This is a genomic window from Acinetobacter sp. YH12063, from assembly GCF_013419715.1.
GTDB classification, from domain to species: domain Bacteria; phylum Pseudomonadota; class Gammaproteobacteria; order Pseudomonadales; family Moraxellaceae; genus Acinetobacter; species Acinetobacter amyesii.
On the sequence record NZ_VOZO01000006.1, the window covers coordinates 1 to 11,514 of the forward strand.

Here is an 11,514-nt window from a genome sequence, read left to right on the forward strand (position 1 = left end):
ATGAAGCTGACCAATACTAATTGCTCGTGAGGCTTGACTATACAACACCCAAACAGTTGTTGTATCAAGCATCAATTGATTCGATATTAAGCAAAATAACTTGATTTAGTTAACGCTTAAGAACAAAATACGAAACTCAGATATGATCTGTTAATAACTCATTTGACCAAGCAACGGCACTGAAAAGATAAGACCAAATGCAAAGTCATAACAGTTGTGCTGGCGACAATAGCAAGAGTGAACCACCTGATCCCTTCCTGAACTCAGAAGTGAAACCTCTTAGCGCTGATGGTAGTGTGGGGTTACCCATGTGAGAGTAAGTCATCGCCAGCTCATTATTCGAAACACCCCCTGATATCTCAGGGGGTGTTTTTTTATGCAAGGAGAAAAAAGATAAAAGGGGGAAAGGAGAATGGGGGAGAAGAAAATAAAGAATTCTTCATTCAATTTTATGTGATTTTTATATTAAAGGCTGAAAGGCGTATACTATCCGTGTCATTGATGGAAAGCTCATGTCTGATTTAGCCTCAAATTCTCCTTATATTGAATATGGCACACGGCCATTTCTTGCCATTTTATTTTCTTTATTTTTAGCAGGCTTTGCAATTTTTTCATCGTTGTATTGTGTACAACCGATGATGCCCATTTTTGCGAATTTCTTTCATGTCAGTCCGACACATAGCAGCTTTCCTTTATCTTTTTCTACTATTGCCTTAGCAATAGGATTACTTTTCACTGGTTTAATTTCAGATCGATTCGGCCGTAAGCCTGTCATGGTCACCGCTTTATTTTTGGCAGCATCACTTTCAATTATCAGTTCTATATTTCCGCTTTGGGAAGTATTTCTACTGAATCGTGTGCTGATTGGATTAAGTGTGAGCGGTGTTGCTGCTGTTGCAATGACTTATATAGGTGAAGAAATTGCGCAAAAAGATATAGGCTTTGCAATGGGCCTGTATATATCGGGTACTGCGATTGGAGGAATGGGTGGTCGTCTCATTGCCGGGGTATTGATTGATTATATTAGTTGGCAAAATGCCATGATGATTATCGGCATCATTAACCTATGTATAGCCACAGCATTCTTTTTATTACTTCCAGCATCTCAACATTTTCAAGCTTATCCCATTCGTTTCAACCGATTTTATGAATCTTTCGTTAAAAATTTAGCAGATCCAAAGCTGAGAATTTTATTCCTTCAAGGCTTTATCCTCATGGGATGTTTTGTCTCTATATTTAACTATATGAGCTACCACCTATTAGAAGAACCTTATCAGCTTTCGCAAACATGGATTGGACTAATCTCCATAGCATATTTGGCAGGAATATATAGTTCACCTCGGGCTGCAAGTTGGGGGAAACGCTTTGGCCGGGTAAAAGTTTTACCTTCGATGCTGATCATGATGTTGTTCGGGCTGTTGATCATGCTCATTCCGGCATTTTGGTCAGTCATTTTGGGGCTGATTGTATTCACTTTTGCTTTTTTTGCAGCGCATTCCACGGCAAGTAGTTGGGTATCAGTTCAATCCCTGCAATACCGTGCCGTAGGTTCATCTTTATATTTATTTTGCTATTACTTAGGTTCTAGTATTTTGGGTAGTAGTAGTGGTTTGGTTTGGGAAATTTCTGGTTGGATTGGGTTGACGAGCTTTATTGCTGTTATCTTGATGATTGGTTTATTTTTAGCAATACAATTGAATAAATAAAGATAGAAATATGTGAATAAGTTATTATTAAATATTCGTTTTACATCTATTTTTAATATAAATAACGCTATAAAAATGGCTAAGTTTACTATTTTTATGATTATACAACTTTGGTCTAATATGCCTTTTAAAAGGTGCCTCATAATAATGAAATACATCACAATATTATAAATAAATTATTTTTGGTTATCATTTTTAAAAGTTTGAAAAATAATAAATATATGATAAATATGAATTATTTGTTTTTTTGAATATTTTTGCATTTGTTTTTAGATAGAATTATATATATAGATCAATATTGGTATTAAAATTAAGGCGATTATGAAAAATATAACTATTTTAATGATGGCTTTGGTTTTTATCTTAATCTCAGCTTGTACAAGTACCACGAATTTAGGGACAGCAGGCGCAGAGCGAAAACAGTTTTTTATCGTTCCTCAAAAGTTATTAACTAAACAGGCGGATAGATCGTATCAACAATTTATTCATCAAGCGAAAGACAAACAACTTTTGATCATTGATCCGAAATTGGATCAGGTTTTAAATAAACTCAAAAAAAATGCGGAGTTTTACCGTCAAGGTTCGAGTCAATGGGATTGGCAAGTCAGTGGGAATTCAAATAAAGATTTAAATGCACATGGTTTTCCAAGTGGGAAAATTGTCATTAACACGGGTTTGTATTGGAGTTTAAAGCTGAATGAAGATGAATTGGCATTTGTGATGGCGCATGAAATGGCACATGCTCTGCGTGATCATCATCGTGAGAAGATTTCCCTGCTGTTTGCAAGTCAGGTGGCGATGATTTCTTCAACTGCGGGTATCGGTACGCTTGCTACTGCGGCCAGTAGTGTGACTGGGCAAGCTGTTTTTTTGCCTAAAGTTTCAAAATTTGAACTGGAAGCTGATGTTCTCGCACTTGATCTTATGTCGAAAGCGGGCTTTGATCCAAATGCAGCATTAAGTTTTTGGCATAAATATCAGCAGGAAACGACACGCCGTCAAATGCTTGATGTAAAACCATTGATGACTCAAGACAGTATAGATAAGCATAAGATTTATATTGAAAAATATTTACCTGAAATGCACATTCAATTTCAACAGGCGCAGGCTTTAATGTTGAATAAAATGCGATAACTCATGGCACATTCTAGGTTGATTTAAACTAAAGCAAAGTTACAAGTGATTTATTTAAATCTTGTTTTAAAGTCGATGCTTTAGCACTATTACATCTGATGTCTATATAAAACAATTCAATGATTCTGTAGCTATTGTATAAATTATAATCAAGCATGATGAATGGAATTCATGGTAAAATGATCGGCTTTCATCTTCTTTGATCTTTTTTCAGATCATTCCATCTGCCAGCCGAGAATTGCTAGCCATGTCTACTGCTTATACTATGCAGACTGCGCCAAAAGCGTTGTTTGATTACGACAAATATTGGGCGTCTTGTTTTGACCCTGCGCCATTTTTGCCGATGTCACGCGAAGAAATGGATCAACTCGGTTGGGACAGCTGCGACTTTATTTTGGTTTGTGGTGATGCATATATTGATCATCCATCATTCTGTTCAGGCATTATCGGCCGTACCCTTGAAGCACAAGGTTTCCGTGTCGGGATTATTGCTCAGCCAGACTGGACCAATGTAGAAGCCTTCCGTGTATTGGGTAAACCAAATATTGCTTGGGGCGTGACTGCCGGCAACATGGATTCGATGATCAACCGCTATACGGCAGACCGTAAAATCCGTTCGGATGATGCGTATTCTCCAGATAATCAACCGAATAAACGTCCAGACCGTGCAGCAACGGTATATTGCCAGCGTGTGCGTGAAGCATATCCAGATGTGCCTGTATTATTGGGCGGTATTGAAGCCTCGCTGCGCCGTATTGCGCATTATGATTATTGGTCAGATAAAGTCCGCCGTTCAGTATTGATGGACTCGAAAGCCGACCTATTGATGTATGGTAATGGTGAACGTTCAATCACGGAAATCATGCATCGTTTGGCCCGCGGTGAAAAAATCCAAGAGATTACGGATGTCCGCGGTACCGCATTTATTGTGAATAAAAATAACCGGGCTTCAAAAGCGAAGTTTGTTGAAATTGCTTCGAATGATGTCGATGCAATTGGCCGTGTCGATCCGATCATTAACCCTTATGTAATGACCGAAGACCTTGAAGGCTGTGAAATCGAAAAAGGCAAAGACAGCGTTACGCAATATCAAGGCTTCCAAAAAGAAGCGGTAGCAAATCCGATTGTCCGTGAAGGCGATAACTTAGACGCCGATACGCAAATCGTGCAGCTGCAGCCTGCATCAAAAGCCATTAAGCATAAATTGCCGCCGCGTGAATTGGCGGTGATTCGTTTACCTGCCTATGAAGATGTGGCGAATGATCCTGTGCTGTATGCACATGCCAACCGTATTTTGCATTTGGAAACCAATCCAGGCAATGCGCGCGCGATGGTGCAAAAGCATGGTGAACGTGATGTTTGGCTGAATGCGCCGCCGATTCCATTGACTACAGAAGAAATGGATTATGTGTTTGACTTGCCATATGCACGTCTGCCGCATCCAGCTTATGGTGAAGCGCGTTTTCCTGCCTTTGACATGATTAAGTTCTCTGTGAACATTATGCGCGGCTGTTTTGGCGGCTGTACCTTCTGCTCAATTACAGAGCATGAAGGGCGTATCATCCAAAACCGTTCTGAAGAATCGATTTTGCGTGAAGTTGAAAAAATTCGTGATACCGCACCGGGCTTTACTGGGATCATTTCTGACTTAGGCGGCCCAACGGCCAATATGTACCGTTTGGCATGTAAAGATCCTGAGATTGAAAAGAACTGCCGTAAGCCGTCGTGTGTATTCCCGGGTGTATGTCAAAACTTGCACACCGATCATGCACCTTTAACGCAGTTATACCGTAAAGCACGTTCATTGCCGGGGATTAAAAAGATTCTGATCGGTTCCGGTTTACGCTATGACCTTGCGGTGTTAAACCCAGAATATGTCAAAGAATTGGTGACACATCACGTCGGCGGTTACTTGAAGATTGCGCCTGAACATACCGAAAAAGGTCCATTATCGAAGATGATGAAACCGGGGATCGGGACCTATGACCGTTTCAAACAAATGTTTGATCGTTTCAGTAAGGAAGCAGGGAAAGAGCAGTATCTCATTCCTTACTTTATTGCAGCGCATCCGGGTACGACGGACTATGACATGATGAACTTGGCGATTTGGCTGAAGAAGAATGGTTTCCGTGCCGATCAGGTGCAAACCTTCTATCCATCACCAATGGCGACTGCAACGACCATGTATTACACCGGTAAAAACCCGCTGGCTAAAGTGGCGCGTTATACCGAAAATGTCGATATCGTGAAAGGTGAAAAACGCCGCCGTTTGCATAAAGCCTTCTTGCGTTATCATGATCCAAACAACTGGCCATTGCTACGTGAAGCGCTCAAAGAAATGGGGCGTCAGGATCTGATCGGGAACTCAAAACAGCATTTGATTCCGACTTATCAGCCTGCAGGCAGTGCTGAGGGTCAATACCAGTCTGCACGTAAAAAGAACTCAAGCATTGCGGGTGATTCACAAAAACGTACAGGTGAACAAGGCAATCGGACTAAGGCTGCTCAATCGCGTCCTTCGAATACCAAGAAGCGTCCTGAGCGTGGTCAAATCTTGACGCAGCATACTGGTCTGCCGCCGCGTGAAACGGGTGATGCGAAAAAACCTTTTGGTGGTCCGAAACCCAAAGGAAAATCAAAGCCTAAATCACGCGCTTAAAATGGATAAATAAAAAAGACACTTTGGTGTCTTTTTTATGGGAGTTATGCTCGGCAGCATCAGACAGTTTGTATTTTTATATCTTGTTACCATCTGAATGTAGCCTTTGAGTCAGTTATTTCAATGAAATAGGAGCGAAAAATTGACAGTTTATCGGAATTGTCTAACAGTGAGAGGAAATCCGCTTGCTGACGTTTTTACGAATGATCTAAAGTATCTGTATATAGCAATGGATGCTATTACTCTGAATGAAGTGGCATGTGATGTTTGACGCTTTAAGTTTGCAACTTTTTGTCAGTTTAAATATGTATTGTGTGAACGTTAGAGTTATTTTTTTTAATAGGAAATTAAAAAAATAATACTGGTTGTATACTTCATCAGTATAAGAAGTATGTGAAAAACCAAAAATATAAGAAATATAAAGGATTATGAGATGACTATATACATAGTAATAGGGAGTATTTTACTCTTCTGTGTGCTCATAATGGCTTGGAAAAGTTTAGAAGGTGATTCTAAGCAACAAGATAGCGCATTGAAACAACGTGCTATTTTCAACATTAATGAGCAATTAACCTACACGCGTTTAAAAGAAATTTTGCCTAAGCATACGATCCTTGCGCATGTGTCTTTTGATGCACTGTTGACCACGAAATATTATCGTACACGTAATAAGTACCGTAATATGGTGGCGGACTTTGTCGTCCTAGATGAACAGCATCAGATCTTGGCAATCGTCGCTTTAGATGATCCGATGGTGCTAAAACGGATGCAGCAGTCGCAATATCAAGATGCTTTGCTCGCTTTGGCAGGCTATCGTGTCATTCGTTATGATGATGTGCCTGAGTACGTTCAATTACGCGAAGATTTCTTAAATGAGCAGCGTGTACAAGCGCCATTCGTACCGGTTAATGATCTGAAAAAATATCATTTATATTCAGATTTGGAACGTAAAAAAATCAAAATTATTGGATCTTAGGGATTCAAAGAGCAAAGTCTTTTGCAAAAAAAAAGCATGTCTTTAGACATGCTTTTTTTATTGTTATTCAGGCTTAATGATTATTCAGGCTTAACGGCTACGACGGTTAATTCTACCAGTACACGGGGGTCGTATAATTTGGCTTCGACACAAGTCCGTGGTAATGCTTCAATGTCAGACACCCACGCATCCCATACCTCATTGAATGCTGCATAATCCTGTTCAATATCTTTAAGATAAATGGTCACTGACATAATGTGGTTTTTATCTGTACCGGCATCTGCAAGAAATTGATCAATGATCTCAAATGTTTGCTGTGTTTGTCCTTTGATGTCTAAATCAAGGTCTGTTGCCAATTGACCTGCCAAATGGATCAATTGACCAGAAATAGCGATTTCGGAAAAGCGTTGGGTGATATGCAGGCGTTGGATGGTCATGCGAAATATCCTGAAAGCAAAAAGGTCACTTAATCTTGAGTTTTAGGCATTGTAGTTGCAACCAAAGCCGTCAATAAACAGCCGACAGCAAGGTAGATTGCCACATAATGCCATGAACCATCACCCCAAATCACCAAAGCTGCTGCAATCATTGGGGTAAAGCCACCACCGATAATACTGGCCACTTGATAGCCGACACCTGCGCCACTGTAGCGATAGGCGGTACCAAACAAGGAGGTAAAAATCGGTTGGTGTACACTCACCACCATATCATGGGCAATATTGGCAAGGAAAATTGCACCGACAATAATCAGCCAAGTATTTTGTGCATCAAGGGCCATGAAGAAGGGAAAAGCTGAAAGCGCACCAATTAAGCCACCCAGCACGCACATTTTACGATGATCAAATCGATCTGCTAGCCACGCAAAGAGCGGAATGCTGAAGCAGCTAATGGCACCAACCATTAAGGTGATATTGAGGAAGAACTGTTTGTCCATGCCCAATTGAGCGGTGGAATAATTCAGTGCAAAGTTCGTCACCAAATACATGGTGAGTAACTCGGTCAAGCGCAGCGCAATAATGTAGAAAAAGGCTTTGGGGTGTTGGCTAATCGCTTGCAGAATCGGTAATTTTTGTGGCGTTTGTTGAGCTTTGACCACATGGTCGACAAATTCTTGAGATTCGTCTTGATCACGTCGGATCCACATTGCGATAGCCAGCAAGACAATACTGGCAATAAAGGGAATTCGCCACGCCCAATCGGCAAAAGCATCTTCACCCAAAGTGGCAATAATCAAAGACACAGCGCCTGTTGCCAGAACGAGTCCGACGCCATAGCCAATTTGTACACCACTACTGTAAAAGGCTTTTTTGCCTTTCGGGGCATTTTCTACAGCCATCAGGGCAGCGCCGCCCCATTCACCACCGACAGCAAAACCCTGTATTGCCCGAAGTGTTACGAGTAGGATCGGGGCCCACCAACCGATGGCCGCAAAATTGGGTAATAAACCGATACCGACAGTCGAAATGCCCATCAGGATGACGGTGAGCACCAACATTTTTTTCCGACCCAGTTTGTCACCAAAATGTCCAAACACAATGCCGCCTAAGGGGCGGAACAGGAAGCCGACGCCAAAGGTCGCCAAGGCTGCCAAGGTTCCCATATTGTTGCCAATACTGGGGAAAAACTGATCTTTGAAAATGAGTGCGGCAACAATGCCATAAAGTAAAAAATCGTACCAATCGACTACGGCACCAATGAAGCTACTTAATGCGGCTTTACGCGCACGTTGTTCTTGATTTTGTGAAATATTTTGAGGATTTGGAGCAGATTTTGCAGAAGGCATACAGCGGGGTATTCCATGATTGACAACAGAGTTGCCCTGTAATATTCGGATTTGATCGTCACGCCAATCACAGGACAGCATGCTGAAAGTAAAGGTGATTTTCAGCATCTCAGCGCATACACGGATAATGTAGTGCGCTGATAGAGTACTCTAATTTTAGGCTTTGTGAATAGCAAATTGCTTTAATTTTGTTCTTCTGCCTAAATCTTAAGCAAATACGATCTTCTTGAAGTTTTTAGAGCAGCGAAAGTTGTGTTTCTTGGTTTTGCGCACTTAATTGATAGACACCTACGCCAATCAGACGAAATTGATCGTCCTCAGAAATATGCATTTCATGCAGTAATTGCTGCAATACCTGCGCAAGGTCTTCACGATGATTCAGTGACGTTTTAAAACTTTTACTGTGCTGTAGCACTTGGAAATTCTTCAGTTTTAATTTGGCCGATACACCGCGCGCGCTTAACTGCTTTTTTTCTAAACTAGACCAAACTTGGTCAATCAGTTTGGGCCAATAGGGCTGACATTGGTTCAGGGTGAGATCATCATCAAAAGTGGTTTCTTTGGAAATCTGCTGACGCTCGCGGCTAGATTGGACCGGTCGTTCATCAATCCCTTGTGCATACAGATAGAGTTGTCGGCCATATTTACCGAAATGATGAATCAGAACGGCTTCTTCAATTTGTTGTAAATCCCCCAATGTATTGAGTTGCATAGCTTTTAATTTTTCTTGAGTCACTTTTCCCACACCGGGTATTTTTTTCAGTGCCAAGTCATGGATGAAATGCAGAACTTGTGAAGGTTTGATAATACAAATGCCATTGGGTTTGTTCCAATCAGAAGCGACTTTAGCCAAAAATTTATTGGGCGCGACACCTGCGGAGGCAGTTAAACCAGTGCTTTGTAAAATCTCTGCCTGAATTCGCATAGCGACTTCGGTGGCGCTCGGAATGTGTTGTAAATTTACTGTGACGTCCAAATAAGCTTCGTCTAAGGATAGTGGCTCAATCAGCGACGTATAGCGTTGAAAAATGGTATGAATTTGCGCCGAAACGGCACGATATTTTTCAAAATTCGGTTCGATCACCACGACCTGTGGGCAGAGTTTACGGGCCTGTGCCATCGACATTGCAGAACGTAAACCAAACTCACGTGCAGGATAGGACGCGGCACAGATGACTGCACGAGGGTGATGTGAAGACACAACAACAGGAAGCTGCTTGAGTTCTGGACGTTCCCGCAGCTCTACAGATGCAAAAAATGCATCCATGTCGATATGTATGATTTTCCTCATGCCTAGTTAGATCAGTGCCTAAAAATTGAATGTCAGTATCGCACAGTCAATCCATCGCTTTCCTCAATTTTTTAACTCGAACGACACAGGTTGACTGAGTAAAACCACCTTGGTGTTTTGAGTTGCTGCCGACTGTATTAATAGATTTAGGCTTTGAGGGGTGTCATCGGCAAAGCGGGGCAAAAATTCGAGCTCTGGATTCAGTGGTTTGAAAAAATTATCCCAATGAATTGGAATCACGGTACTGGGTTGAAGAATCGCTAAGGTTTCTTTGAAATATTGCTGTTGAAACGCTGCCGTTTGCTTGGAAAGTTGGGCAATGCCTAAAAATAAAGTATCGACTTTTAGTTTTTGCAACTGTTTGGGCACAGCACCAGTACTGGCTTTGACTAAACTGTAATGCGGCCCATGTTGGATGAGATAATCATACGATCCACCTTCTTTAAACGCACTAAAATGTGCAGGGAGTTGCAGTGGCTGCGAAATTTCTTCTCCCAAATCATCATTAACGGCCGTTGGCGGAGTATGTTGCGAGGGGATGGCAGTAATGGTGAATTTACCGATTTGCATCGGTTGCCAAGCTTGAACTTCGTGTAATTGTGATTCAGCGATTGGCATCGCCCGTGCAATATTTAAGGTACTTTTAGAGCCGACAATCATGGCTTTAGGGAGCTGGTGGGCCAACATTGGAATATCGAGCGCATGATCATAATGTGAATGAGTCACGAAAATAGCACGTGTACGTTTTAAGTCGTATTGGTCGATATAGCTTTTTAATAAAGGCTGATCACTTTGAATCTGAGTGAATATGGTCCGACTGAGTGAAGGTCGACTAAAGAAGCCGTCGATGAGGAGTTGCTCTTGGCCATCGTCAAAAAGTAAGGTCGAAACACCAAAGAACTTCACGTGATAGGGCGCCGCTGAGCGAGTATCTGTAGTGCTTTGTGTGGGAAGTTGATAATGCCACGTTTTAAACGCTGCCAAGGTCCCTGAAGGTTGGATCAAATATGCCAATATCCCGATGGCGAGGATCATAAAGACTGAAAATATAATAAGAAAAATTTTTAAAATACGCATCCTGCGACTCAGTTTTCATGGATTATTTTGTTCGATGTTGTCCTGAGTCGGTGAATAAATCAACGGGGTTTGATCGGGGAAACGCCATTTTTGTCTAAAAAATCAGTCCAAGCCTTATCATCACCTGAAAATACATTTAAATCGACGCTGGTCGAGATGCCTTGAATTTGTCCTTGATTGGTATGTTGCCAAATCAGCCATTTCGGATTGTTTTTTAGATCGGGTGGGCCTTTATACTCACGGACCCACAGCGGCGTCTGTTTAAACTCGCCAGCTAAGACAATATTATAAAAAGACTTCGAGGTATAAAAAATCGGTTGTTTGCCATAATGGTGGTGCAAGCGATCATGCATATAAGTGATTTCTTTGAGTAACTGCTCTTTGCTGTAGGTGTTAATGCAGTTGGTGTCATATTCCAAATCAATCACTGGGGGAAGGGCATCGGCTTTTTTCGGCACGGAAGCAATAAAATTTTCTGCCTGAATCCTGCCATCACGGCACAGACGGTAAAAATGATAGGCCCCAACTAAAAAGCCGTTTTCCCGCGCTTGCAGCCAGTTATCTTGAAATTTCCGATCTTTAAAATCACCACCTTCTGTGGCTTTGAGATAAACGAATTGGTATTTTTTAGGTGAAATTTTTGACCATTGAATATCTTTTTGATGATGGGAAACATCAAAACCTTTGACTGGATATTCTTCTGCAGATGCAGGGCGATGCGGCATAACGGCTAAATAACCCAGTCCTGCCACCACCAAGACGCCGCTGATAGCGCTGAGTGCAATAATCGGGCTGTATTTTTTGAGTGAACTTTTTGTGGTACGTGATTTGGCTTTTTTAGGCATGAAAATGTATCCAAGTATCTCTTTTATCATAACCCTTTAATGG

At 41.5% G+C, this 11,514-nt stretch carries 9 protein-coding genes and 1 rRNA gene; 5 read left to right on the forward strand and 5 right to left on the reverse strand.

Annotation, left to right across the window (positions count from 1 at the left end):
* Positions 1-218 precede the first annotated feature (218 nt).
* From rrf to FTU12_RS07605, 5 genes are all read left to right on the forward strand, one after another.
* Positions 219-333 (forward strand): 5S ribosomal RNA (gene rrf, locus FTU12_RS07585).
* Positions 334-512: 179 nt separating this feature from the next.
* Complete coding sequence (locus tag FTU12_RS07590; protein ID WP_180114106.1) at positions 513-1,706, forward strand: MFS transporter; 1,194 nt, start codon at positions 513-515, stop codon at positions 1,704-1,706.
* A gap of 321 nt (positions 1,707-2,027) precedes the next feature.
* Positions 2,028-2,840: a M48 family metallopeptidase gene (locus FTU12_RS07595; protein ID WP_180114107.1), complete on the forward strand. Its 813-nt coding sequence runs from the start codon at positions 2,028-2,030 to the stop codon at positions 2,838-2,840.
* A gap of 247 nt (positions 2,841-3,087) precedes the next feature.
* Positions 3,088-5,499 (forward strand): YgiQ family radical SAM protein, encoded by a 2,412-nt coding sequence (locus FTU12_RS07600; protein ID WP_078189552.1) that lies wholly within the window; start codon positions 3,088-3,090, stop codon positions 5,497-5,499.
* A 433-nt stretch (positions 5,500-5,932) separates the two neighbouring features.
* Positions 5,933-6,475, forward strand: coding sequence for a DUF2726 domain-containing protein (locus FTU12_RS07605; protein WP_078189487.1), 543 nt, complete (start codon positions 5,933-5,935; stop codon positions 6,473-6,475).
* Between the two features lie 80 nt (positions 6,476-6,555).
* Here the strand turns inward: FTU12_RS07605 and FTU12_RS07610 are convergent, their stop codons facing one another.
* The 5 genes from FTU12_RS07610 to FTU12_RS07630 form a co-directional block, all read right to left on the reverse strand.
* Positions 6,556-6,912 carry a RidA family protein gene (locus FTU12_RS07610; RefSeq protein ID WP_180074215.1) on the reverse strand — a complete coding sequence of 119 codons (357 nt, stop codon included), beginning with the start codon at positions 6,910-6,912 and terminating at the stop codon, positions 6,556-6,558.
* Positions 6,913-6,941: 29 nt separating this feature from the next.
* Positions 6,942-8,258: a shikimate transporter gene (gene shiA, locus FTU12_RS07615; protein ID WP_180114202.1), complete on the reverse strand. Its 1,317-nt coding sequence runs from the start codon at positions 8,256-8,258 to the stop codon at positions 6,942-6,944.
* A gap of 235 nt (positions 8,259-8,493) precedes the next feature.
* Positions 8,494-9,549: a DNA polymerase IV gene (gene dinB, locus FTU12_RS07620; RefSeq protein WP_180114108.1), complete on the reverse strand. Its 1,056-nt coding sequence runs from the start codon at positions 9,547-9,549 to the stop codon at positions 8,494-8,496.
* Between the two features lie 63 nt (positions 9,550-9,612).
* On the reverse strand, positions 9,613-10,626 hold the full coding sequence (locus tag FTU12_RS07625; protein WP_180114109.1) for an MBL fold metallo-hydrolase: 1,014 nt from the start codon (positions 10,624-10,626) through the stop codon (positions 9,613-9,615).
* Positions 10,627-10,685: 59 nt separating this feature from the next.
* Positions 10,686-11,471 (reverse strand): GH25 family lysozyme, encoded by a 786-nt coding sequence (locus tag FTU12_RS07630; protein ID WP_180105624.1) that lies wholly within the window; start codon positions 11,469-11,471, stop codon positions 10,686-10,688.
* Positions 11,472-11,514: the final 43 nt, after the last annotated feature.

Bases quoted from the DNA above. Each gene is read 5' to 3' on its own strand.
- FTU12_RS07610 (WP_180074215.1), bottom strand. From the start codon at position 6,912: ATGACCATCCAACGCCTGCATATCACCCAACGCTTTTCCGAAATCGCT.
- shiA (WP_180114202.1), bottom strand. From the start codon at position 8,258: ATGCCTTCTGCAAAATCTGCTCCAAATCCTCAAAATATTTCACAAAAT.
- dinB (WP_180114108.1), bottom strand. From the start codon at position 9,549: ATGAGGAAAATCATACATATCGACATGGATGCATTTTTTGCATCTGTA.
- FTU12_RS07605 (WP_078189487.1), top strand. From the start codon at position 5,933: ATGACTATATACATAGTAATAGGGAGTATTTTACTCTTCTGTGTGCTC.
- FTU12_RS07630 (WP_180105624.1), bottom strand. From the start codon at position 11,471: ATGCCTAAAAAAGCCAAATCACGTACCACAAAAAGTTCACTCAAAAAA.
- FTU12_RS07625 (WP_180114109.1), bottom strand. From the start codon at position 10,626: ATGCGTATTTTAAAAATTTTTCTTATTATATTTTCAGTCTTTATGATC.
- FTU12_RS07600 (WP_078189552.1), top strand. From the start codon at position 3,088: ATGTCTACTGCTTATACTATGCAGACTGCGCCAAAAGCGTTGTTTGAT.
- FTU12_RS07595 (WP_180114107.1), top strand. From the start codon at position 2,028: ATGAAAAATATAACTATTTTAATGATGGCTTTGGTTTTTATCTTAATC.
- FTU12_RS07590 (WP_180114106.1), top strand. From the start codon at position 513: ATGTCTGATTTAGCCTCAAATTCTCCTTATATTGAATATGGCACACGG.